Genomic DNA, 23,869 nt, shown 5'->3' on the forward strand with positions numbered 1-23,869 from the left:
CTATATTACACAAAATTATCTACAGTCTCTATTGTCACATTATCCGGAAAACTTTAATGCTATCGGCAAAGAATCATATAGCAAATATAAATTTGATTTAATGCTTTCAGGGCATGCTCATGGAGGACAATTTATATTACCCTTTATAGGTGGATTATTTGCACCAGGTCAGGGCGTTCTGCCTAAATATTATAATGGGCTTTATGAAGATAAAAATAAGCTAATTGTAAGCAGAGGACTTGGTAATAGTGGATTTCCAATAAGATTATTTAATAGACCTAATCTTGTAGTAGTAGATATTATGAAATATTAATATTTTAATTAGATGCTTTTTTAATTTTTTATTTAGAATAATTTTAAGGTATACATAAAGTTAAAGATTTTGAAAAGTTTTAACATAAATATTAATTTATGAATAATATATACCATAAATAATATTCTAATGGAGAAATAATAAGGCACTAAGGAGGATAAATAAAGAGATGGCTATTTTGAAAAAAATTGAAACTGAAGTTGTATTAGGTGTAGGGGAAGATAACTTTTTTAAAGAGGTAGAATTTGATTTTTCTAATATAAAAGGAATTTTTATGGTTGAGAATATTGATGAACGGATTGATGTTTATGATGTAGTACCTATAGATTGTGATTCAGTAATATTTAGTGCATATATATATATAAATGTAGCATATAAGTTAGCTGAATATACTGGAAATGATACAAAATGTAATGCAACAATTTGTGGGGATATTAAGCATATGACAAAGAGGATACCATTTGGAGGATGTATTAAAATTAATCGTGAATCAAAAGAACACTTTAATAAAAATGATATTGCAAAGGTAGTAAATGCATGTATTGAAGGAAGTCATAACACTTTAATAGGACCACAAGAGATAGGGAAATTTGATACACCAATATACAACTATAAAAAGTTAAATGATAAGGTATGCATTAAAATTAAGGTTAAGGTTGTAAGAGATGAAATCGTAACTATTTATGCAGAAGATAAAGAATGTAAATAAAAAATATAATTGTTATAATTAGCTTGATTTAAAATATAAATATATTTAAATCAATATTTGACCATAATATGTAGTTAAAATAGAAAACTACTATATATTATGGTCTTATTTATTTTAGTTTAAAATAGCTTTTATCAAATAAAATATAAAAGAGTAACATTTTAACAAAGAAAGTACATATTATATAGTAAAATGTCTAAAAGCCAAGAATTTTATTGTAAGGAGAAAGTTATGGATAGAGAGAAGAGTATAGATAGGGAGAAGTTTATAATGCCTAATGAAGATGAAAAAGATATTGACTGTAACAGACAATATCCAGATAAAAAGATAATCCAAACAAAAGTCATAGTAGGTAAAGGGGAAGAAGATTTTTTCTTAGAAAGTGATTTTAATTTTGATAAAATACCAGATGCTGAACCATTTCTAAAAATTGTAGATATAGATACTTGGGTAGATGTTTATGATGCACAAGTAATAAAGGGAAATAAAGTTATATTTAATGCTTGGATTTATAAAAATGTAACTTATAAAATGGTAAATGGATTCTTAGAAGAATCACCAGATGGTGAAGTAACAATTAATGGTGCAATAAGGCATATTACTAAAAGAATACCTCTTGCTGGATGTATTGACATTAAATCAAAAGAGAAAATTAATCCAAAGGAAGATATAGCAGAAGTATTGGATGCTTATGTTATAGGTGAAGTTGAGGAGCCATTAGAGAAATCAGCTTTAAGAACAGCAACAGCAAAAGTAGAACCACCTATATATGAATATAAAAAACTTCATGAAAAAATGTGTGTTAAGATAGCTGTTAAAGTTGTTAGATGGGAGCATGTTCAAATAAAAACAGAAGAAAGATGCTAGTACCATTTAATAAGGGGGTATTTTTAATACCCCCTTGAATTTTTATATATGGAATTCAACACTCCTTGTTACTAAAAGAGTAATTTGTATTACAAATTGTTCTATAAGCTCACTATATACAATATCTTTAGATGAAGTTGTAGAAGGTTTTTTCAATTTATGTGTTTCTGATATATATATATTGCTTACTTGACAATGATCAGATTTTTTTATTTTATCATTTGAATCAGATATTAAGTTTATGCAGGTTGAAAATGGAATAATTAAATTAATATATTGAAGATCACCATTAATAGTATTTTCAGATGATGAGGATATAAGTGTTTTATAATTAATATCTATATAAGCAAAACCAGATGCAAATGCTTTTTCACCACTTAAATCTAATTTTGTAACTTCCGCACTAGTAATTACATCAGTAATTTTCCAAATAGGTTCAGTTGGAGGAGTTAAAATTATATCTTTTTGAAGAAATACATTAGTGAAGCCTCGACCTAAGATAAGATTACATTCAATTAATTTTTTTGATTTTGATTGAAATTGTTTTTTAAAAGGTGTAATGCTAGGTAAGGTTTTATTATATGAAGTTTTTAAATTTTTAAAGTTAGGTAGTGGTTTATTAGAGTTTTTTTTATAATCATTATTTTGTTTATTAGATTGTGAATGTTCATTTATAGTATTGTTAATAGTGTTTGATTTTTCTAATATAGTGATTGGTAAATCAGTATAATCAAGATTTAAATTAAATTTATTGTTATTTTTATCTTCATAACTAGAATTAGAATTAATATATTCACTTTTAGATAAAGTAGAATTATTTAAGTTTTCTAAAGAAGGAGTAAAAGGAAGTGTATCTTTGTAAATAAGATCTTCATTAACAATAGTATCATCAATATTTTTAATATTATTATTAGTATTATTATTAGGTGTTTTTTTAGTACATATATTTATAGAAAGAGGATAAAATAATAATATTTTACAAATATTTTTATCTTTAAGAAAATAATAAGGTCTTAAGTAGTTTTGAGTTGAGTATAAACATTTAGGAGTAGATAAAAATTTCATAGTAGATTTTAAATTTTTAGGAGAACCATACTTAGCTATATCTCTACAATGAAATACTTTATAAAATGAGGAAGTCTTATGTTTAGTTAAATTTTTAGAAACGGATTTATATGAAATTTTATTATTATAAGTTATTATTATTTCATAATCACCATAAATAGAAATTCTTCCTTTAGAAAGTACTTTAGAAAATATATTCAAATTATTAATTTTAATATTATTAATAATAGTATATTTAGGATATTTAAACTTAAAGGAATGTAACATATTTATTTTAAACATATTAAAAATAGTTTCAGACATATTTATGTACCCCATTATTAAAATAAAATTATTAATAAATATTTTATGATAATTATTATAAAAGAGTACCTAATATATAAAATAAGAGGATATTAGATTTAAATCTAATATCCTCTTAAAAATAGAGTTATATATTATCTTGATTTGTGGAATGTTCTGTTTATAACGTCTAATTGTTGTTCTCTTGTTAATTTAATGAAGTTAACAGCATATCCAGAAACTCTGATAGTTAATTGTGGATATTCTTCTGGGTGTTCCATAGCATCTAATAAAGTTTCTCTATTAAATACATTTACGTTTAAGTGTTGAGCACCTTGAGAGAAGTATCCGTCCATCATTGTTCCTAAGTGGTGGATTCTGTCTTCAGCAGTTTTTCCTAATGCATCTGGAACGATTGAGAATGTATTAGAAACACCATCTTGTGAATGTTCATATGGAATCTTAGCAACTGAGTTTAATGATGCTAAAGCTCCGCTATTATCTCTTCCGTGCATTGGGTTAGCTCCTGGTGCAAATGGTTCTCCAGCTTTTCTTCCACATGGAGTAGTACCAGTCTTCTTACCATAAACAACGTTTGAAGTGATTGTTAATACTGATTGAGTGTGGTAAGCATTTCTGTAAGTCTTGTTTTGTCTGATCTTATTCATCATGCTTTCAACTAACCAAGCAGCAATTTCATCAACTCTGTCATCGTCGTTTCCGTATTTAGGGAAGTCGCCTTCAACTTCGAAGTCTACAGCAATACCTTCTTCGTTTCTTATTGGCTTAACTTTAGCATATTTGATTGCAGAGATAGAGTCAGCACAAACTGATAAACCAGCTATACCACAAGCCATTGTTCTGAATACGTCTCTATCATGTAAAGCCATTTGTAATTTTTCATAAGAATATTTATCGTGCATGTAGTGGATAACATTTAATGTATTAACGTAAAGGTTAGCTAACCAGTCAGTCATAACATCGAATCTGTCCATTACTTCGTTGTAATCTAAGTATTCACCAGTTAATGGAGCTGTCTTAGGTCCAACTTGCATTCCGTACTTTTCATCTTTACCACCGTTTATAGCGTAAAGTAAAGTTTTAGCTAAGTTAACTCTAGCACCGAAGAATTGCATTTGCTTACCAACTCTCATTGCAGATACACAACAAGCGATAGCATAGTCATCTCCCCAGTATGGAGCCATTAAATCATCATTTTCATATTGAACTGATGATGTATCAATAGAAACCTGAGAACAGAAATCTTTAAATCCTTGAGGTAATCTAGTTGACCATAAAACAGTTAAGTTTGGTTCTGGTGATGGTCCTAAAGTGTAAAGTGTGTTAAGTACTCTGAATGAGTTCTTAGTAACTAAGGTTCTACCATCTAATCCCATACCACCGATTGATTCAGTAACCCAAGTTGGATCTCCTGAGAATAAATCGTTGTATTCTGGAGTTCTTAAGAATTTAACTAATCTTAACTTCATTACGAAGTGGTCCATTAATTCTTGAGCTTCTTCTTCAGTGATAACACCATTTCTTAAATCTCTTTCTATATATATATCTAAGAAAGTAGAAGTTCTTCCTAGAGACATCGCAGCACCGTTTTGGTCTTTGATAGCTCCTAAGAATCCGAAGTATAACCATTGAATAGCTTCTTTAGCATTCTTAGCTGGTTCAGATATATCAAATCCATAAGTTGCAGCTAATCCTTTTAATTCTTTTAACGCAACGATTTGATCAGAAATTTCTTCTCTTAATCTGATTACATCTTCATCTATAGTCTTAACTTCTAAAGATAATTTTTGTTGTTCTTTATCTTGGATTAATCTATCAACACCGTATAAAGCAACTCTTCTGTAGTCACCTATGATTCTTCCTCTACCGTAAGCATCTGGAAGACCAGTGATAACACCAGATTTTCTAGCTAATCTCATTTCTGAAGTATAAGCATCGAAAACACCTTGGTTGTGAGTCTTTCTGTATTTAGTGAATATTTCTGAAATTTTTGGGCTTACTTCATATCCATAAGCTTTAGCTGCATTTTCAGCCATTCTGATACCACCGTATGGCATTACAGCTCTCTTTAATGGAGCATCAGTTTGTACACCAACGATTTTTTCGAAAGCTTGGTCAATATAACCAGCATTATATTCGTTAATTCCAGATATAGTTTCTGTATCTACATCTAAAACTCCACCGTTTTCTCTTTCTTTTTTGAATAATTCACTAACTTCTGCCCAAAGTTTAGTAGTAGCTTCAGTAGCTCCAGCTAAGAAACTAGAATCACCTTCGTATGCAGTGTAGTTAGTTTGAATAAAGTTTCTTACGTCAATACTTTTTGTCCATGAACCTGTTTTGAAATCATTCCATTGTTCTCTCATCATAGCGCCTCTTTTCTAATTTTCTAAAATTATTAAGTATTGTCCTTTATATTGGACACGAATAATTATCTAATAATAATTATTATCCAATAATGGCATATCTAAACTATAGCACTAAAATTTAAATTTTTCAAGTATATATTTATGAAAATTTTTACTGAAAACTTTAAATTTTAGTTCCTAGATTATAATATCATAGTATTATCTTATAAGCAAAGGGTAATGCTGTCATATATATGATTAAATATGTAGTAACTTGGTAAAAATATTAACAAAATGCAAAAAAAAGGGCTAAATAATAATAAATGGTTAAAAATTTAACAATAAATAAGTTGTGATTTATAAATTTTAATAAAATTGAAAACTAAGAAAAATTTAGCTTTCATAAAAATAAGAAGCATAAAAATAAGAAGCTCTTATAAATATGAGCTTCTTTTTTTACCTATTATTTTTCAGTTTGTTGAAAAACCCCCTGTTTAAAATTAATTTATAAACTTAAGAGTTTAATTAAATTCCTCTTTCGTATTGTTCTACCATTCTTTTAACCATTTCTCCACCAACACTTCCGCATTGTTTAGAAGTAAGATTTCCATTGTAATCAGTGAAAGGAACACCCATTTCACTTGCTACTTCAGTTTTAAATTTTGATAATCCGTTTTTTGCTTCTGGAACTAGTTTTTGTGACATATCAGTCCCTCCTAATATATTTTTTTATAAAGTATATATTTACTTTACACTATTATGTTATGTAAAAAAGATTTAAATAATCTATTAAAAAGTAGGCAAACAAGCCAAAATATAATTTTTATATATAACAATGGTTATATAATTAGCTCTTAACAAAAGTTCTTTTTTATAGATAAATAGAAATAAAATTACATTAAATTATTTAAAGATTTCCATTAATATAACAAGTAAAATGTTTACAATGGATTGATGAACTATAAATATTATGTTTCAATTTTAATTTTTTTGAAAAAATATGAAAAAAATGAAATTTAGCATAGACAGAAGAAGAAAATGGTGATAACATACTAATGAAAATGATAATTGCTATCAAATAAAAAAATAATTTACTGTATGTATTAAAAAGATAATTACGGAGGAAGAGATGAAAAAAAGATATCTATTTCTTTTGTTGCTTATTTTATCAGTTATATCTATTTTTATAGGTGTATCTAATGTAAGTATAAAAGATATATTAAATTTTGATATAGATAAGATTCATATAATATTAGTAAGTAGAATACCAAGATTAATTGCTATATTAGTAGCAGGAGTAGGACTTAGTATTAGTGGACTTATAATGCAACAAATAAGTAAAAATAAGTTCGTATCACCAACAACAGCAGCAACAGCTGATTTTGCAAAGCTTGGAATACTATTCTGTATAATGGTAATTCCATCGGCAACTATTATGCAAAAAATGATTGTATCATTTGTTTGTGCTGCGTTAGGTACTGTTTTGTTTATGAAAATGATAAAAATGATAAAAATTAAAAATATAGTTTTTGTTCCGTTAATAGGTATGATGCTTGGGAAAATAGTAGGATCTATTACTACATTTTTTGCTTATAAATATGATTTAGTTCAAAATATTTCTTCTTGGATGGAAGGAGATATGTCATTAATTATGAAAGGAAGCTATGAATTACTTTATTTAAGTATACCAATGGTAATTATAGCATTTTTATATGCTAATAAGTTTACTATAGTAGGAATGGGAGAAGATTTCGCTGTAAATTTAGGTGTAAATTATAATGTAGTTGTTAATGTTGGACTAGCTATAGTTTCTTTAATATGTGCTGTAACACTTATCACAGTAGGAAATATTCCATTTTTAGGACTTATAATTCCTAATATAGTAAGCATATATAGTGGAGATAATTTAAAAAGAACTTTATACCACACAGCACTACTTGGGCCAATATTCTTACTAATATGCGATATATTTGGAAGAATAATAATATTTCCATTTGAAATGTCAATAGGATTAACTGTTGGAGTAATAGGAAGTGTTATATTCCTTTATATGATATTAAGGGGGAATAAGGATGAGGACTAAAGATAAAAGAAGCATAATTATATTGTCATTATTAGCTTTAGTATTAATAGGAACATTCTTATTAATTAATGTAAATAGTGCCAATATAAGATATGCAATGTATAGAAGAATACCTAAAATATATGCAATGATATTAACAGGTGGAGCTATAGGGTTTTCATCATTAATATTTCAAACTGTAACAAATAATAGAATATTAACGCCAAGTATTTTAGGAATAGACTCATTATATGTATTATTACAAACATCAGTAGTATTCTTATTAGGATCTTCTTCTGTAATAATAAGTAATGGTAATATAAATTTTATTATAACAATAGTAGCTATGCTTATATTTTCAAGCTTAATTTATAAGTTTATATTTAAAAAAGGTAGCAAAAATATATTTACACTATTATTAGTTGGTGTAGTTTGTGGAACATTGTTTGAAAGTTTAACTACATTTATGCAGGTTCTTATTGATCCGGTAGAGTTTCAAGTGGTACAAGATAAAATGCAAGCAAGTTTTAATAATATAAATACAGAGTTGTTATTTATTTCAAGTATAATAATAATACTTTGTATAGGTTTTGCTTATGATTATTTAAAGGTGCTAGATGTAATGGCACTAGGAAGAGATGAAGCAATAAATTTAGGTGTTGACTATGATAAAATGGTAAAAAAAATGCTAGTTATAGTAGTAGTATTAACATCTGTAGCAACAGCATTAGTTGGGCCTATAACTTTCTTAGGATTACTTGTTGTAAATATTGCGAGACAGCTTATAACTACATATAAGCATAATATTTTAGGTGTAGCAACAATATTAATTAGTATAGTAGCACTTATAGGTGGACAATTACTTGTTGAACATTTAATGGATTTTGGAGTTTCAGTGAGTATAATAATTAATTTTGTTGGAGGAATTTATTTCATTTATTTAGTTATGAAGGAGAGAAATAGATGATAGAAGTAAAAAATATAACAAAAAGTTATGGTAATAAAAAAGTTGTAGATAATGTATCTTTAAATATTGAAGAAGGAAAAATTACTTCTTTTATAGGACCAAATGGAGCAGGAAAAAGTACACTTCTTTCTATTATGAGCAGACTATTAAAAAGAGATAGTGGCGAAGTACTAGTTGATGGTGTTGATATATTAAAATGGGACAATAAAGAGTTGGCAAAAAAGGTAGCTATCTTAAGACAATCTAACAATATAAATATTAGATTAACTATTAGAGAGTTAGTTAGTTTTGGTAGATTTCCACATTCTCAAGGTAATTTAAAAGAGGAAGATAATAAATATATAGATGAAGCAATTAATTATATGCAACTTAAAGAGTTTGAAAATAGATATTTAGATGAATTAAGTGGGGGACAAAGACAAAGAGCATATATTGCAATGGTAATAGCTCAAAATAGCGATTATATTTTCTTAGATGAACCACTTAACAATCTTGATATGAAACATTCAGTTGAAATAATGAAGATTTTAAGAAAGCTTTGTGATGATTTAAATAAAACAGTTGTAATAGTTATACATGATATAAACTTTGCATCATGTTATTCAGATAATATAGTTGCTTTAAAAGATGGAAAGCTTATTAAAAATGGTAAAGCTGAAGAAACAATAAAAAAGGAAGAACTAGAAAATATATATGAAATAGACTTCCATATTGAAAATATTAATAATAGAAATATTTGTGTGTATTTTTAAAATTAATGATATAAATCTATAAATAAAATTTAATTTTGAAGTTAATATAAGCAAATTTTTAAATTTGCTTATATTAAGAATATATATTGATAATGAATATCAATATTAAATAAAATGTGGATTTAGAGATTAGTTTAAATATAAATAAAATTTAAAAGAGGTGTAATAATAATGAGTAAAAAGACAATTTTATCAATAGTAGTATTACTAGTAGTAGTTCTTGGAGTATTTGGAGTTACTAAATTTGTAGGTGCAGAAAATAAAGGAGCAGGAGAAAGTATTGTTGTTTCTCATGAACTTGGAGAAACTACAGTTACTACAAATCCAAGTAGAATAGTGGTATTTGATTATGGTATATTAGATTCTTTAGATAAATTAGGAATAGATGGAATAGTAGGGGTAGTTCAAAGTGGATTACCAGAATATTTAACTAAATATTCTACTGAAGAATATTCAAGTATAGGAAGTTTAAAAGAACCAGATATGGAAAAAATATTTGAATTATCTCCAGATTTAATAATAATATCAGGTAGACAAGCTGATTATTATGAAGAGTTAAATAAAATAGCTCCTACAATTCATTTAGGAGTAGATAATGAAAATTATTTAGAATCTTTTACAGTTAATATGAATACCTTAGGTAAAATATTTAACGAAGAAAAGTCAGTTGTAGAGGAACTTGAAACTATAACAGAAGCAATAGAAGCTTTAAATAAAAAAGTTACAGAAAAGAATGTTAATGGTCTTATAGCATTAGCCAATGATGGTTCATTTAGTGTTTATGGTGCAGAATCAAGATTTGGGATAATTCACAATGGGTTTGGAGTAATTCCAGTTGATACAACTATCGAATCTTCAACACATGGACAAAAAGCATCATTTGAGTATGTTGTTGAAAAAAATCCTCAATATTTATTTGTAGTTGATAGAGCTGCTATTGCTGGTGGAACTACTTCTGCAAAAGAATTATTTGATAATGAATTAATGAAGAAAACAGATGCATATAAAAATGATAATATTGTTTATTTAGATCCTGCAATTTGGTACACTTCAACTGGTGGATTTACATCTACAATGAAAATGGTAGAAGAAGTGGATTCCGCAATTAAGTAAATTTAATATTTTATATAGGAATAGCCATAATATATATTTAGATTAAAAATCTTATATATTATGGTTTTTTTTATTTTTCTTAAATGAATTTTGAGAAAGTTTTATTTAATAAAAATTATATTTATTAAATAAAAGAGTTTTTTATTACTAATTTATTAAAAAAATAAAATAATAATAATCAAAATAATAATTGACAAATATATCCATAAAGGGTATATTGTTATTAACTTTAGTATGATAAAGTGCAATAAGCTAGTTTATAAAATAAAAGGGGTGATTAAAATAAGCAATGTAATACCAGAAGGGACAAGGGATTTTACAATTGATGAATGCATAAAAAGAAGGAGAATAGTTGACAAGGTAACAGATATATTTGATAAATGGGGTTATAGCGAAATATCAACACCAACTATTGAGTACTATGAAACTTTTAATCATAAGTCACAAAGCTTAAAAGAAGAAGAAATGTATAAGTTTTTTGATAATAGAGGAAGAATTTTAGTATTAAGGCCAGATATGACAGTACCAGTTGCAAGAATGATTAATACTAAATTTAGGGATATATCATTACCTGTAAAACTTTATTATTCAGAAAAAGTATTTAGAGTTCATGAAATCTTAGAAGGAAAAAAAAATGAATATTTAGATTGTGGTATTGAATTTGTAGGATTAGATGGAAAAAATATTGATTTAGAAGTTTTAGTTACAGCTATTGAAACATTAAAAGCTATAGGTAATAAAAAATTTAAAATAGAAATTGGAAATGTTAATATTTCAAAAGCAGCTTTAAGTGGAATAGGAATTAATGGAGTAGAGAAAAAAGTAATAATGAATCTTATAAATAATAAGAGTTTAATTAGTTTAAAGGAAGCTTTAGAATTACTTGATATTAGTGAAGAAAATAAAGAGTTTTTAAATAAATTACCTTGGCTTTTTGGTGGATATGAAATGATAGAAAAAGCGAAACAATTATCAGTTAATAAAAATATGACTGAGAGTATTATATATTTAGAAGATTTATATCTATCCTTAAAAGAGTTAGGATATGAAAAGTATATAACTGTAGATTTAAGTATGGTACCACGAGTTGATTATTATTCAGGAATCATATTTAAAGGGTATATAGATGGTATTGGAAAGGCTATATTAAGGGGAGGTAGATATAATGGGTTATTAAAAAATTTTGGACAAGATAAACCGGCAATAGGTTTTTCAATTGATATAAATGAATTAATTAATATTAATTATAATAATAAAAATAAATATCTTGAAGTTACTATTGATAATAATAATCCTATCAGTATGTTAAAAGAAGCTATTATAAAAACAAATGAAGGAAAAAGAGTAAATATTAAATATAAAAATAAGTAGGAGGTGGAGTATGAGCATAAGCATAGCATTAACTAAAGGAAGAATTGAAAAAGAAGTAATAAAAATTTTAGAAAAATCAAACTTTGGTATAGATGAGCTGAAAAATAAGGGGCGGAAATTAGTGTTCAATGATACTAAAGAAGATATAAAGTATTTTTTGGTTAAGGCTAATGATACAGTAACTTATGTTGAACATGGTGTTGCAGATATAGCTATAGTAGGAAAAGATACCTTGCTAGAGCGGGAAGAGGATTATTATGAGGTACTTGATTTAGGATTAGGTAAATGTAAATTTATTGTAGCAGCACTTCCAGATTCCAATATATTTAATAATGGTGGGCATATAAAAATAGCAAGTAAATATCCAACAGTAACAAAAAAATATTTTCAAAGTAGAGGTATGGATGTTGAAGTAATAAAAATAGAAGGTTCTGTAGAGTTAGCACCTATACTAGGAATTAGCAATGCTATTGTAGATATTATGGAAACAGGTACTACTTTAAAAGAGAATGGATTAATAGTTTTAGCTGAAATTTGTGATATTAGTACAAGAGTTATTATAAATAAATCTAGCTTTAAACTTAAAAGCAATGAAATTAATAGATTCCTAAATAAAATAAGAAGATGTATTAAATAAACATAGTTATTATAGCTATAAGGGGGCGAATTTTATGATAGATGTAATAGAGTATTCAAAATATGAAAAAAACAATCTACTAAAAATCCTTGAGGAAAGAAATAATACAAAGTCAAACAACATAGAAGATAAAGTTAGAAATATTATAGAGACGGTTAAAGATTATGGAGATAGAGCATTAATAAATTTTACTAAACAATTTGATAATATAATGTTAGAAGATTTAAGAGTAACGGAAGATGAAATAGAAGAAGCATATAATTCTGTAGATAAAGAATTTATTGATATATTAAAGGAAAGTAAAGAAAATATTAAAGCATATCATGAAAAGCAAAAAAAGTTAGATTATATATATACTAAAGAAAATGGAGTATATATGGGACAAAGAATAATTCCAATAGAGAGTGTTGGTGTATATGTACCAGGGGGAAAGGCTGCATATCCATCATCAGTATTGATGAATGTAATTCCAGCTAAAATAGCAGGAGTTAAAAAAATAGTAATGGTAACACCACCAAGTTTAAATGGAGAAGTAAATAAGAATATTTTAGCAGCAGCAAAAATTTCAGGAGTAGATGAAGTATTTAAGGTAGGTGGAGCACAAGCTATAGCTGCATTAGCTTATGGAACTGAAACTATAGAAGCTGTTTGTACTATTGTAGGACCAGGTAATGCATATGTGGCAGAGGCAAAAAGACAGGTTTATGGAAAAGTAGGAATAGATATGATTGCAGGTCCAAGTGAAGTGTTAATAATTGCAGATGAAGCTGCAAATGAAAAGTTTATAGCAGCAGATTTAATGGCTCAAGCAGAGCATGATGAAATGGCATCTTCAATTTTAATAACCACATCTATGAATCTTGCAAAAAAAGTAAATAATGAAGTGAAAGTTAAAGTTGAAGATTTAGATAGAAAAGAGATAGTAAAAAAATCCTTACAAAGTTATGGGAAGATAATAGTTTGTAATAATATTGATGAATGTATAGACATTTCAAACAAAATATCGCCAGAGCATTTAGAAATTCTTCTTAAAAATCCTATAGAATACTTAGAAAAAATAAAAAATGCAGGTTCTATATTTTTGGGAGAATATACACCGGAACCAATGGGAGATTACTTTGCAGGAACAAATCATGTATTACCAACATGTAGAAGTGCTAGATTTTCATCACCACTATCTTTAGATACATTTACTAAAAAATCATCCTATTTATATTATTCAAAGGAAGCTTTACTTAATTGCGGAGAGAAAGTTGTAAAATTTGCAAAAGAAGAAGGATTAACAGCTCATGGAAATTCTATAAAGGTTAGATTAGAATATGAAGAAAATTAATACGTATAAAAATATTATGAATAATAAGATAGGTATAAGAGTAAATGGAAATGAGAGTTATAAGAATTTAGATAATGAAGATTTGTTGAATGCACTTGAAAGTACCAAAAACACTAAGTTTAATAGATATCCAGATAGTGACTCTAAGAGGCTTAGAGAAGAGTATGGAAGATTAATAGATATGCCATTAGAAAATATTATAGCAGGCAATGGATCAGATGAAATGATATCATTAGTAATAGCAGTATATGTTAAAAGAAAAAGTGTAGTTATGACAATTAAGCCTGATTTTTCAATGTATGATTTTTATGTATCTCTAAATAATGGAGTTATTAAAAAGTTTGAAACAAGGGAGGACGGCAGTTTTTCTTTAGATGATTTCATAGCATTTGGAAAAGAGATAAATCCTAATCTTATAATTATTTCAAATCCTAATAATCCAACAGGACATACATTAAATAATATTGAAATATTAAAAATTTTAGATGTGTTTAGAGAAAGTAAAATTCTTATAGATGAAGCTTACTATGAATTTTACGGACAAACAATGCTTAAATATGTAAATGAATATAAAAATTTAATTATTACACGAACTTTATCTAAGGCATGGGGATTAGCTGCTCTTAGGGTAGGTTTTTTAATTTCCAATGAAGATAATGTAGTAGAATTAAACAAATATAAAGTTCCATATAATTTAAATCAACTTTCTCAAGATATTGCATGTAATATTATTAATCATCCAGAGAAGGTGATAAAAAACGTTGAGGAAATTGTAAGTGAAAGAGAACGTTTATATAAAAATTTAAAAGAAATAGAATTACGAAACAAAGAAATAATTACTTTTTATCCATCAAAGGCAAATTTTATTTTTGCTAAGAGTAAATACAAAGATAAAATTAAGGCTGAGATGGAAGAACAAGGAATATTGATTAGATATTTTAATGATGATACTTTTAGAATTTCAATTGGGGAAAGTTGGGAAAATGATTTAATCATAACCGTTATTAAGAAGGCATTAGGATATGAGGTGGAAAATAATGTGTAAAAGAATAGGGGAAATAAAAAGAGATACTAATGAAACCAATATAAATATGGAAATTAATTTAGATGGTAATGGCACTAATAAAATAGAAACTAATATTGGTTTTTTTAATCATATGCTTATGCTTTTTTCTTTTCATAGTGGTATTGATATAAATTTAATGGCAAAAGGCGATATAGAAGTATGTGATCATCATTTAGTTGAAGATGTTGGTATATGCTTGGGAAAAGCTATTAATAAGGCTTTAGGAGAAAAACGTGGGATAAAGAGATATGCTACTTGTTTTATACCTATGGATGAAGCTTTAACAATGGTCTCTTTAGATATTAGCGGAAGACCTTTTTTATATTTCGAAGGGGATTTTAGGCGAGAATCTATAGGGAATTTTTCAACTGAAATGGTTAAGGAGTTTTTTAAGGCAGTAGCATTTAATTCAGGAATAACATTGCATATTAAAGTCCTGTATGGAGAAAATGATCACCATAAGATTGAAGGGATATTTAAAGCTTTTGGAAGGGCATTAAAAGAAGCTATAGAGATATCCGGAAATAATATACCATCATCTAAAGGTAAAATATAATTTTGAATTTACAGCTAATATGTAAGGGGGCATTTGGAGATGATTGTTATTATTGATTATGGAATGGGAAATTTAAAGAGTGTTTATAATGCGTTAAGTACATTAAATTTACCTTGTAAAATTTCTAGCGATATAAGTGATATAAAGAATGCTGAAAAATTAATATTACCGGGGGTTGGAGCTTTTAATGAGGCTATGGACAACCTTTGTAATTATAGATTAATAGATGCAATAAAAGATAAAGTTAATAATGGATGTCCACTACTTGGAATATGTTTGGGGATGCAGATGCTTTTTGAAGAAGGATATGAAGGCGAAATTAGAAATGGATTAGGTTTTATTAAAGGAAAAATAAAAAGGATAGAACCAAAGAAATATGTAAAACTCCCGCATATAGGATGGAATAGATTGGAGACTAACAATTATAATAATATTCTTTATGGAGTTTCGGAAGAAAACTTTGTTTATTATGTTCATAGTTTTATGGCAAGAGATATGGAGGATGTAAATTTAGTAGCATATTCAGAGTATGGCGGAGTAAAAATTCCTGGGTTAGTAAATAAAGATAATATTTATGGAGCACAATTTCATCCAGAAAAAAGTGGAGAAATAGGTCTTAAAATACTTAGAAATTTTGGGGAGATGATTTAATGATTATAATTCCAGCAATAGATATTATAGAGCAAAAGCCTGTTAGACTTTATCAAGGAAATTATGAGAAAAAGGAAATAGTTGGACAAAGTGTATTAGATATAGCAAGGGGATTTGAGAGAGCAGGGGCTAAGTATATACATTTAGTTGATTTAGATGGAGCTAAAGACGGAAGACTTATTAACAAAGAAATAATTATTAATGTAGCAAAAAGTATAAATATACCTATAGAAGTTGGTGGAGGAATTAGAAGTTATGATGATGTAAAATATTTGGTAGATAATGGGGTAAGTAGGATAATTTTAGGGACTATGGCTATTGAAAATAAAGATGCTCTTAAAGAAATTATTACTGATTTTAAAGATAAGATAGCAATAGGAGTAGATTGTAGAAATGGATACTTATGTACAAGAGGCTGGATTAAGAAAAGTAATATAAATTATATTGAGTTTTCAAGAGATATGGAATCTCTAGGTATTAAAAACATAATAGTAACTGATATAAGTAAAGATGGAACATTAATGGGGTCTAATATAGAAATGTTGAAAGAGTTACAAAAAGAAGTAAATATAAAAATAACTGCTTCTGGTGGAGTAAGAGATATCCATGATATTAAAAAACTTAAAGAAATTAATATTTATGGGGTTATAATTGGAAAGGCTTTGTATAGTGGCAATATAAACTTAAAAAAAGCAATAGAAGTAGTTGGAGGTGCTTAAGTGCATACTAAAAGAATTATTCCTTGTTTAGATGTAAGAGATGGAAAGGTTGTTAAAGGAATCAACTTTGTAGGGATAAAGGAAATTGGAGATCCTGTGTTGTTAGGTGAATATTACTATAATCAAGGAGCAGATGAATTAGTATTTTTAGACATAACAGCTAGTCATGAAAATCGAGGAATAATGGAAAAAGTTGTTGAAAGGGTAGCAGAAAAAATATTTATTCCTTTTACTGTTGGTGGAGGTTTAAGGAATATTGAAGATATAAAAAGAATATTGAGGGCAGGAGCGGATAAGGTTAGTTTAAATTCAGCAGCAGTTAGAAATAAAGGGCTTATAAAGGAAGGAGCTTATTATTTTGGAAACCAATGTATTGTACTTGCTGTAGATGCAAAACGTAGGCAAGATAACAAAGGGTGGAATGTATTTGTTAATGGAGGAAGAATAGATACAGGAATTAATGTCTTAAAATGGATTGAAGAGGCGACAAAGCTTGGAGCAGGAGAAATATTATTAACGTCTATGGAGGCAGATGGAACTAAAAATGGTTTTGATATTGAACTTATAAAAAGAGCCAATGAAGTAACCAATGTACCAATAATTGCATCTGGTGGATGTGGTAAAATAGAAGATTTCTTAGAGGTTTTTAAAGATGGGATGGCTGATGCAGCATTAGCAGCATCGCTTTTTCATTATGGTGAGATAAGTATACAAGAGGTTAAAAAATATTTAAAGGAAAATGGCATTAATGTTAGAAGTTTTAATAACTAACAAATAAATTTAAAGTTTAATTTATAAAATATTTAAGTTATAAATAAGAATATATAAAGATGTATTATAGATAAAACAACAAAAATAAGGGGTATAGAAGGGATTAATATGACTAATATTAATAGGATTATTTTAGACTTTGAAAAAGGAAAAGGGCTTATTCCTACCATAATTCAAGATTATAAAACTAACGAGGTTTTGATGTTAGCATATATGTCTGAAGAAAGTTTTAAGTTAACATGTGATGAAAAAAAGACTTGGTTTTATAGTAGAAGTAGAAATGAGTTATGGAACAAGGGTTCTACATCAGGCAATTTTCAAGAAGTAAAAGAAATATGGGTAGACTGTGATAGTGATACATTATTAATAAAAGTAATTCAAAGGGGCGCAGCTTGTCATACAGGTGAAAAAAGTTGTTTTTTTAGGAGGATTGAGTAAAGTGATATTTGATGATTTATATAAAGTTATTAAAGATAGAGAAATTAATGGCAAGGATAAGTCATATACTAAATATTTATTAGATACAGGAACTGATAAGATATTAAAAAAAGTTGGGGAGGAATGTACAGAAGTGATAATTGCAGCTAAAGAAAATAATAAAGACGAAATAGTAAATGAAATTTGTGACTTAGCTTATCATTTATTAGTTCTTATGGTTAATAAAAAAATTGATATTGAAGATATAAATAATGAATTAGTAAAAAGACGAGATAAAATAAATAATTTTAAAGGTGAAAGAAAAAATATAGATATACTTTGATATAATAGTGTAGCGTTAGAAACTTAATCTTTCCTTATATATATAAATTATAATATAATGAAAATTAAATAAGTATTAGTTTAGAGACATCAAGGAGAATAAAATGATTAAAGCAGTAATTTTTGATTTAGATGGTACATTGTTAGATACATTAGAGGATTTAGCAAATGCATGTAATTATGCTCTTGAAGTTTGTGGTTTTAAAATCCATAATGTTAATGATTATAAAAGATTTGTTGGTAGCGGAAGGTATAAATTAATTGAGCGTATAGTTCCTGCAGAATATAAAAATAGTGAGGAAGTAATAAATAAAGTTTTAGGTTTGTTTGATGAATACTATGGAAAGCATATGATGGATATGACTAAACCTTATCCAGGGATTGTTAATATGTTAGAAGAGTTAAAGAAAAACAACATAAAGCTAGCAGTAGTTTCGAATAAACCTCATGAGTTTGCAGAAAGTGTAGTAAAGAAATATTTTGGAGAGACATTTGATATAGCCTATGGACAAAGACCTAACCATCCAGTTAAACCAGATCCTAAAACTGTGTATGAAGTTATTGAGTATTTAGGTGTTAATAAAGATGAATGTATTTATGTTGGAGATTCTGATGTTGATGTAAATACTGCAAAAAATGCAAATGTTAAAGCAGTTGGAGTTTCATGGGGATTTAGAGGTACAGGAGAGCTTAAGGAAGCAGGAGCAGACTATATAATATATACTCCTCAGGAAATAGAGAAGGTAATGAAGTAGGTATTGTAAAATATACACTAAGTCTAAATACACAATAATTAAGGTGTATTTAGACTTTTTATTGACAAAAATAAAAAAAAAACCTAATATATAATATATATTACCGATAGGAATACTAGGAAAAGAAAAATTGTATTAAAAAATCATACAAATGTGAAAAAGTAGGGTGAATTATGAAGATTTCAACAAAAGGAAGATATGGATTAAGAGCTTTGATAGATTTAGTTATAAATTCAGAAAATGAAAGTGTAACTTTAAAAGCTATATCGGAAAGACAAGAAATATCAGAAAGATATTTAGAACAAATATTTTCACTTCTTAGAAAAGCATCAATAATAATTGGAAGAAAAGGTGCACAAGGTGGATATACTTTAGCGAAAAGCACACAAGAAATAACAATAGGTGAAATATTAAGAGCGTTAGAGGGCGAAAGCTTTTTAATAGATATTAATGATGAAAAGTGTAATGATATAGAAAGCTTTATCAATAACAATCTATGGAGTGAAATTAATACTAAAATTAATAATTATTTTAATTCTATTACATTGAAAGAATTTGTTGAAAAATATAAAAGTGAAAAAGAAGAAATCATATACTACATATAATGAAAGCTTTTAATATAAGAAAAATAGGTATTTTAAAGTATAATAAATAATTAAGAAATATAATAAACCTAAATTAAATAATAAATTTAGGTTGATAATTATATAAAAAATAACATAAGAGGAGTTTAAAAATGAACAGTACATTTCTATCAGAGTTTATAATGATAACAAATTTTAAAACGATACTTTTTATTGCCATATTAGCAATTGTATTATTTGGTATTAATTTAATGGCAAAGAAAAAAGTAAAGTTTTCAACTAGAATGATAGTTTCAACTTTAGCAGGATTAGCATTAGGGTTATTAGTTCAAGTAGTTGCAGGTTTTCCGGATAATCCAGGTGATGTAACATGGATAAAAGAAGTTAATAAATGGTATGGCCTTATAGGTTATGGTTTCATGGATTTATTAAAAATGTTAGTAGTTCCACTAATATTTGTTTCTATAATAAGAGTAATAATAAACATGAAGTCAGGTGAAAACTTAGGGAAATTGACAACAAGATCAATTTTTGTTTTACTTGGAACTACAGCTTTATCAGCTATTGTTGGTATAGTTATAGGAAATTTATTTAAGCTTGGAGTATCTCAAACAGTAGTTACTGGAACAGGTGAAATAAGAGAAATTACCCCAGTTGTAGATACATTAAGAGGTTTATTACCATCAAATCCAATAGAAGCAATGGCTAGTGGAAATGTAGTTGCAGTTGTAATTTTCGCTGCATTTATAGGAAATTCAATGAAAATATTAAACAAAAAATATTCAGATGTAATAAAACCAGTTACAGATTTAGTACATGGATCTTACAAGATTATCACAAGTATAGCAATGACTGTTATTAAACTAATGCCATTTGCTGTAGTAGCATTACTTGCAAATACTATAGCAAGTAGAGGTATTGCTGCTATTTGGGAAGTTGTAGATTTTATAATTGCATTATATGTAAGTATTGCAGTAGTATTTGTAATTCATTTAATAATAATTGCATTAAATGGATTAAATCCATTTAAATATGCTAAAAATGTTGCAGAACCATTATTATTAGCATTTACATCACGTTCAAGCTTAGGAACTTTACCTGTTACAATCGAAACTTTAACAGATAAAGTAGGAGTTGAAAATGGTATAGCATCATTTGTTGGAAGTCTAGGGTCTAATATGGGGATGAATGGATGTGCAGCTATTTATCCAGCATTAATGGCAGTTACATTAGCAAATATGTCAGGAACACCTAAGGATTTAAGTTTTTATGGAATGCTTGTAGTTATTATTGTAATAGGTTCACTTGGAATAGCAGGACTTCCAGGGAGTGCAACAATGGCTGTTTCAGTAGTTATATCAGGTATGGGAATGGGAGCATATTTCCCTCTTGCAGGTGGAATAATTGCTATTGACCCTATATTAGATATGGGACGTACAATGTTAAATGTTAACGGAACAATGGTTACAGCAGTAACAGTTGGAAAGAGTTTTGATAAAATAGATAAAGAAAAATTTAAAAACTCATAAGTTATATCTAAATTTTAACTGAATATATAAAGTAAATTAAATATCAAATTAAAAAGCCGTATAGAAATAAACTGTAAGTTGTTTTAAGCAGAGTTATTTTTATAAGGCTTTTTTTATTGAAAAAACTAAGGTTAATATATTATTATATATTATTATTACACTTTTTACTATATTAAATAGTATTTTGATGAAGTGGTAAATATAATGTAAAAAAATATTGAATTTTAAAGTTAGTTTCATAAAAATTTCATATTAGAATTATACCAAAATTAAATTTATTTACCATTAAAATACTTTTGGTATGAATCAAAATGTAGTAAAATATAAGTTATGTAATGTAAGCTAAGGTTAAATGAATGGAGAATCAAATTATGGAGAAAAAGAAGAAAAAAAAGAGGATTAAAAAAAATAATGGAAAGATATCAGTTGTTAAAAGATTAGGATTAGTAGAAAAGATAATTTGTGGTATTTTAGTTGGGTTAATAGTAAGGGTTGCATGGATAACTTTAGTAAGGGGTAATGAATATAAGGTTTTAGCAAATTCAGAATGGCAGAATGAGTTAAGTATTACTGCTAAAAGAGGGGATATTTTAGATAGAAATGGTGATACATTAGTAACATCTGCAAATGTTTATAGAATTGATTTTGATTTAAGTGCTATTGATAGTTATTTAGAAGAAAATCAGTTGACAAAAGAAGATATTTCTAAAACCATAGCAGATACATTAGAAATAGATAAAAATAAAGTTTTAGAAGTATTGAACGCTAAACTTGAAAATGGAGAGGTTAATCAATATCCAAATCTACTTAGAGCTATAAGTAAAGAACTTGCTGATAAGGCGAAAAGTTTAAAAATATTTGGTCTTATGGTTTCTAGAGAGATAGAAAGATATTATCCAAATAATAATTTTCTTGCAACTACTTTAGGAGGAATTAATTCAGAAGGAAATGGATTAACAGGTATAGAACTACAATATGATGATGAATTATCTGGTATACCAGGAATGAAAGTTGGGGGATTTGATAACTGGGGCAATACATTGCCATTTGTACCTTATAAGCTTACACCAGCAGTAGATGGGAAAGATTTAGTTTTAACTATAGATGGAACATTACAACAAATAGCAGAAGAAGTAGCTCAAAAGGGGCTAGAAGAACACAAAGCTAAAGGTGTATATGTAGTAATTATGGATCCAAATAATGGAGAAGTATTAGCTATGGTAAATAAACCAGATTATGATCCTAATGAACCATATGAAGGGTATGAAACTTTTGAAGGTGAAACAGAAGGCGATCAAATTCAAAATATGTGGAGAAATAAGATAATTAGTGATACGTTTGAACCAGGTTCTACATTTAAAATAATTACAATGATTGCTGCTATGGAAGAAGGACTAGTTAATGAAAATGAAATTTTCAATTGTACAGGCGGAGTTCACTATGGCGATACTTACGTAAAATGTTGGAATACTGCAGGACATGGTAATCAAACATTACCTGAGATATTAAAGAATTCATGTAATGTTGGTTTTATAGAACTTGGAGAAAGATTAGGAATTGAAAAATTAAATGAATATATTTATAAATTAGGCTTTGGTAAGTTAACAGGAATAGATTGACCAGGAGAAGCAGAAGGGATAATAAAAGCAGCTGAAGATGTAACGCCAATAGATCTTGGAACAATTTCTTTTGGACAAACTAATACAGTAAATGCAATGCAACTTATGACTGCTTTTAATGCTGTAGCTAATGGTGGTGATTTAATACAACCTCATATAGTTAAAGAAATAACTTCAGTTAATGAAAATGGAACTAGAATTATAGAAGAAACAATTAAACCTACTATTAAGAAAAATGTATTATCAGAGGAAAACACAGCTATATTAAGAGGGTATTTAGAAAGAACAGCAACACAAGATGGACCAGCAGGTTCTTTTGTTCAAGGATATGATGTAGGAGCTAAAACTGGTACAGCACAAAAGGTTGATTTTAATACTGGAGGATATTCAGCAGATAAGTATATTGCATCAATTGTTGCTTTAGCACCAGTTGACAATCCTCAAATTACAGCGTTTATTGCTGTTGATGAACCGAGTACAGGGATTTATTATGGAGGACAAGTTGCTAGTCCATTGATGAAAGAATTATTTACAAAAATATTCCAATATATGGATACACCTCTTGCAAAAGAAAGATTTGGGTTATCAAGAAATGTAATAATACCGGAAGTAAGAGGAAAATCTTTAGATGAGGTTAAGGAAATATTAAATGCTAATAATTTAGAGTTTGAGGTAAAAGGTAATGGAAAGACAGTTGTTTCTATGGAACCTTATCCAGGAACAACAGTTAAAGAAGGTGCTAAAATTACTTTAACAGCAAAAGATACTACGCAAATACAAAAAAATATAAATATGCCAGATTTAAAGGGAACTACAGTAGAATTTGCAGCTTCAATTTTAGATAATTTAGGATTGGATTATACAATATCCGGAATTGGGACAGTATATCAACAAAGTATTCCAAGTGGAACTGTAGTTAAAAAAGATACTAAAGTAGAAATTATCCTTAAAGAGGAATCAGAATATTAATTCTACAAGTGGGAGGTGAAATATGAATAAGTATAAGAGTACAACTCAAAG

23 protein-coding genes and 2 pseudogenes are annotated in these 23,869 nt (G+C 27.5%); 22 read left to right on the forward strand and 3 right to left on the reverse strand.

What is annotated here, in order from left to right:
• The 3 genes and pseudogenes from HMPREF0216_RS11730 to HMPREF0216_RS11740 form a co-directional block, all read left to right on the forward strand.
• Nucleotides 1-313 (forward strand): annotated as a pseudogene (locus tag HMPREF0216_RS11730) (metallophosphoesterase); the annotation flags it as partial.
• A 169-nt stretch (nt 314-482) separates the two neighbouring features.
• Entirely contained in the window at nt 483-1,022 is a 540-nt protein-coding gene (locus HMPREF0216_RS11735) for a hypothetical protein (RefSeq protein ID WP_005214539.1), read from the forward strand.
• Between the two features lie 231 nt (nt 1,023-1,253).
• Nucleotides 1,254-1,889: a hypothetical protein gene (locus tag HMPREF0216_RS11740; protein ID WP_040419808.1), complete on the forward strand. Its 636-nt coding sequence runs from the start codon at nt 1,254-1,256 to the stop codon at nt 1,887-1,889.
• A 42-nt stretch (nt 1,890-1,931) separates the two neighbouring features.
• Here the strand turns inward: HMPREF0216_RS11740 and HMPREF0216_RS11745 are convergent, their stop codons facing one another.
• The 3 genes from HMPREF0216_RS11745 to HMPREF0216_RS11755 form a co-directional block, all read right to left on the reverse strand.
• Nucleotides 1,932-3,257, reverse strand: a complete 1,326-nt coding sequence (locus HMPREF0216_RS11745) for a hypothetical protein (protein ID WP_040419809.1) — start codon at nt 3,255-3,257, stop codon at nt 1,932-1,934.
• A 134-nt stretch (nt 3,258-3,391) separates the two neighbouring features.
• Nucleotides 3,392-5,623 (reverse strand): formate C-acetyltransferase, encoded by a 2,232-nt coding sequence (gene pflB, locus HMPREF0216_RS11750; protein ID WP_051040714.1) that lies wholly within the window; start codon nt 5,621-5,623, stop codon nt 3,392-3,394.
• Nucleotides 5,624-6,130: 507 nt separating this feature from the next.
• Nucleotides 6,131-6,310, reverse strand: coding sequence for an alpha/beta-type small acid-soluble spore protein (locus tag HMPREF0216_RS11755; protein ID WP_005214543.1), 180 nt, complete (start codon nt 6,308-6,310; stop codon nt 6,131-6,133).
• A 424-nt stretch (nt 6,311-6,734) separates the two neighbouring features.
• Between HMPREF0216_RS11755 and HMPREF0216_RS11760 the strand changes: the two genes are divergently transcribed.
• The 19 genes and pseudogenes from HMPREF0216_RS11760 to HMPREF0216_RS17770 all read left to right on the forward strand — a co-directional run bounded on the left by HMPREF0216_RS11760 (nt 6,735) and on the right by HMPREF0216_RS17770 (nt 23,818).
• Nucleotides 6,735-7,688, forward strand: a complete 954-nt coding sequence (locus HMPREF0216_RS11760; protein WP_005214544.1) for an ABC transporter permease — start codon at nt 6,735-6,737, stop codon at nt 7,686-7,688.
• The gene (locus HMPREF0216_RS11765) at nt 7,678-8,634 is read left to right on the forward strand and encodes an iron chelate uptake ABC transporter family permease subunit (RefSeq protein WP_005214545.1); all 957 of its coding nucleotides are present in this window, start codon (nt 7,678-7,680) and stop codon (nt 8,632-8,634) included. The genes HMPREF0216_RS11760 and HMPREF0216_RS11765 overlap by 11 nt, the downstream gene beginning before the upstream one ends.
• A complete protein-coding gene (locus HMPREF0216_RS11770) occupies nt 8,631-9,386 on the forward strand; it encodes an iron ABC transporter ATP-binding protein (protein ID WP_005214546.1) in 756 nt (251 codons plus the stop codon). Before HMPREF0216_RS11765 ends, HMPREF0216_RS11770 begins: the two co-directional genes overlap by 4 nt.
• A 171-nt stretch (nt 9,387-9,557) precedes the next feature.
• Nucleotides 9,558-10,499 carry a siderophore ABC transporter substrate-binding protein gene (locus HMPREF0216_RS11775; RefSeq protein WP_005214547.1) on the forward strand — a complete coding sequence of 314 codons (942 nt, stop codon included), beginning with the start codon at nt 9,558-9,560 and terminating at the stop codon, nt 10,497-10,499.
• A 273-nt stretch (nt 10,500-10,772) separates the two neighbouring features.
• Entirely contained in the window at nt 10,773-11,870 is a 1,098-nt protein-coding gene (hisZ, locus tag HMPREF0216_RS11780) for an ATP phosphoribosyltransferase regulatory subunit (RefSeq protein WP_169317580.1), read from the forward strand.
• A 10-nt stretch (nt 11,871-11,880) separates the two neighbouring features.
• Nucleotides 11,881-12,507 carry an ATP phosphoribosyltransferase gene (gene hisG / locus HMPREF0216_RS11785; RefSeq protein WP_005214551.1) on the forward strand — a complete coding sequence of 209 codons (627 nt, stop codon included), beginning with the start codon at nt 11,881-11,883 and terminating at the stop codon, nt 12,505-12,507.
• Nucleotides 12,508-12,541: 34 nt separating this feature from the next.
• Entirely contained in the window at nt 12,542-13,840 is a 1,299-nt protein-coding gene (gene hisD, locus HMPREF0216_RS11790) for a histidinol dehydrogenase (protein WP_005214553.1), read from the forward strand.
• Nucleotides 13,827-14,885, forward strand: coding sequence for a pyridoxal phosphate-dependent aminotransferase (locus HMPREF0216_RS11795; RefSeq protein WP_005214554.1), 1,059 nt, complete (start codon nt 13,827-13,829; stop codon nt 14,883-14,885). The genes hisD and HMPREF0216_RS11795 overlap by 14 nt, the downstream gene beginning before the upstream one ends.
• Nucleotides 14,878-15,462 carry an imidazoleglycerol-phosphate dehydratase HisB gene (gene hisB, locus HMPREF0216_RS11800; RefSeq protein ID WP_040419810.1) on the forward strand — a complete coding sequence of 195 codons (585 nt, stop codon included), beginning with the start codon at nt 14,878-14,880 and terminating at the stop codon, nt 15,460-15,462. The genes HMPREF0216_RS11795 and hisB overlap by 8 nt, the downstream gene beginning before the upstream one ends.
• A gap of 39 nt (nt 15,463-15,501) precedes the next feature.
• Nucleotides 15,502-16,113 carry an imidazole glycerol phosphate synthase subunit HisH gene (hisH, locus tag HMPREF0216_RS11805; protein ID WP_005214558.1) on the forward strand — a complete coding sequence of 204 codons (612 nt, stop codon included), beginning with the start codon at nt 15,502-15,504 and terminating at the stop codon, nt 16,111-16,113.
• Nucleotides 16,113-16,832, forward strand: coding sequence for a 1-(5-phosphoribosyl)-5-[(5-phosphoribosylamino)methylideneamino]imidazole-4-carboxamide isomerase (gene hisA, locus HMPREF0216_RS11810; protein WP_005214560.1), 720 nt, complete (start codon nt 16,113-16,115; stop codon nt 16,830-16,832). Before hisH ends, hisA begins: the two co-directional genes overlap by 1 nt.
• Entirely contained in the window at nt 16,833-17,603 is a 771-nt protein-coding gene (hisF, locus tag HMPREF0216_RS11815; protein WP_005214562.1) for an imidazole glycerol phosphate synthase subunit HisF, read from the forward strand. It abuts the gene before it with no gap.
• Nucleotides 17,604-17,711: 108 nt separating this feature from the next.
• Nucleotides 17,712-18,041, forward strand: coding sequence for a phosphoribosyl-AMP cyclohydrolase (gene hisI / locus HMPREF0216_RS11820; RefSeq protein WP_005214564.1), 330 nt, complete (start codon nt 17,712-17,714; stop codon nt 18,039-18,041).
• A complete protein-coding gene (gene hisE / locus HMPREF0216_RS11825; RefSeq protein ID WP_147576264.1) occupies nt 18,034-18,363 on the forward strand; it encodes a phosphoribosyl-ATP diphosphatase in 330 nt (109 codons plus the stop codon). Before hisI ends, hisE begins: the two co-directional genes overlap by 8 nt.
• 103 nt (nt 18,364-18,466) lie before the next feature.
• Entirely contained in the window at nt 18,467-19,117 is a 651-nt protein-coding gene (locus HMPREF0216_RS11830) for an HAD family hydrolase (RefSeq protein ID WP_005214568.1), read from the forward strand.
• 173 nt (nt 19,118-19,290) lie between these two features.
• Nucleotides 19,291-19,722 carry an RrF2 family transcriptional regulator gene (locus HMPREF0216_RS11835; RefSeq protein WP_005214570.1) on the forward strand — a complete coding sequence of 144 codons (432 nt, stop codon included), beginning with the start codon at nt 19,291-19,293 and terminating at the stop codon, nt 19,720-19,722.
• Nucleotides 19,723-19,853: 131 nt separating this feature from the next.
• Nucleotides 19,854-21,230: a cation:dicarboxylate symporter family transporter gene (locus tag HMPREF0216_RS11840; RefSeq protein ID WP_005214571.1), complete on the forward strand. Its 1,377-nt coding sequence runs from the start codon at nt 19,854-19,856 to the stop codon at nt 21,228-21,230.
• 371 nt (nt 21,231-21,601) lie between these two features.
• Nucleotides 21,602-23,593, forward strand: a pseudogene (locus HMPREF0216_RS17765) (stage V sporulation protein D); the annotation flags it as partial.
• Between the two features lie 48 nt (nt 23,594-23,641).
• Nucleotides 23,642-23,818 (forward strand): PASTA domain-containing protein, encoded by a 177-nt coding sequence (locus tag HMPREF0216_RS17770; RefSeq protein ID WP_242824723.1) that lies wholly within the window; start codon nt 23,642-23,644, stop codon nt 23,816-23,818.
• Nucleotides 23,819-23,869 lie beyond the last annotated feature (51 nt).

This window comes from Clostridium celatum DSM 1785 (assembly GCF_000320405.1).
Classification (GTDB): Bacteria; Bacillota; Clostridia; order Clostridiales; family Clostridiaceae; genus Clostridium; species Clostridium celatum.

Coding starts and splice junctions, on each gene's coding strand:
- HMPREF0216_RS11735 (WP_005214539.1), top strand. CDS start 483: ATGGCTATTTTGAAAAAAATTGAAACTGAAGTTGTATTAGGTGTAGGG.
- HMPREF0216_RS11830 (WP_005214568.1), top strand. CDS start 18,467: ATGATTAAAGCAGTAATTTTTGATTTAGATGGTACATTGTTAGATACA.
- HMPREF0216_RS11840 (WP_005214571.1), top strand. CDS start 19,854: ATGAACAGTACATTTCTATCAGAGTTTATAATGATAACAAATTTTAAA.
- pflB (WP_051040714.1), bottom strand. CDS start 5,623: ATGAGAGAACAATGGAATGATTTCAAAACAGGTTCATGGACAAAAAGT.
- HMPREF0216_RS11775 (WP_005214547.1), top strand. CDS start 9,558: ATGAGTAAAAAGACAATTTTATCAATAGTAGTATTACTAGTAGTAGTT.
- HMPREF0216_RS17770 (WP_242824723.1), top strand. CDS start 23,642: ATGCCAGATTTAAAGGGAACTACAGTAGAATTTGCAGCTTCAATTTTA.
- hisG (WP_005214551.1), top strand. CDS start 11,881: ATGAGCATAAGCATAGCATTAACTAAAGGAAGAATTGAAAAAGAAGTA.
- HMPREF0216_RS11755 (WP_005214543.1), bottom strand. CDS start 6,310: ATGTCACAAAAACTAGTTCCAGAAGCAAAAAACGGATTATCAAAATTT.
- hisI (WP_005214564.1), top strand. CDS start 17,712: ATGACTAATATTAATAGGATTATTTTAGACTTTGAAAAAGGAAAAGGG.
- HMPREF0216_RS11765 (WP_005214545.1), top strand. CDS start 7,678: ATGAGGACTAAAGATAAAAGAAGCATAATTATATTGTCATTATTAGCT.
- HMPREF0216_RS11835 (WP_005214570.1), top strand. CDS start 19,291: ATGAAGATTTCAACAAAAGGAAGATATGGATTAAGAGCTTTGATAGAT.
- HMPREF0216_RS11740 (WP_040419808.1), top strand. CDS start 1,254: ATGGATAGAGAGAAGAGTATAGATAGGGAGAAGTTTATAATGCCTAAT.
- hisD (WP_005214553.1), top strand. CDS start 12,542: ATGATAGATGTAATAGAGTATTCAAAATATGAAAAAAACAATCTACTA.
- HMPREF0216_RS11795 (WP_005214554.1), top strand. CDS start 13,827: ATGAAGAAAATTAATACGTATAAAAATATTATGAATAATAAGATAGGT.
- HMPREF0216_RS11745 (WP_040419809.1), bottom strand. CDS start 3,257: ATGTCTGAAACTATTTTTAATATGTTTAAAATAAATATGTTACATTCC.
- HMPREF0216_RS11760 (WP_005214544.1), top strand. CDS start 6,735: ATGAAAAAAAGATATCTATTTCTTTTGTTGCTTATTTTATCAGTTATA.
- HMPREF0216_RS11770 (WP_005214546.1), top strand. CDS start 8,631: ATGATAGAAGTAAAAAATATAACAAAAAGTTATGGTAATAAAAAAGTT.
- hisH (WP_005214558.1), top strand. CDS start 15,502: ATGATTGTTATTATTGATTATGGAATGGGAAATTTAAAGAGTGTTTAT.
- hisA (WP_005214560.1), top strand. CDS start 16,113: ATGATTATAATTCCAGCAATAGATATTATAGAGCAAAAGCCTGTTAGA.
- hisB (WP_040419810.1), top strand. CDS start 14,878: ATGTGTAAAAGAATAGGGGAAATAAAAAGAGATACTAATGAAACCAAT.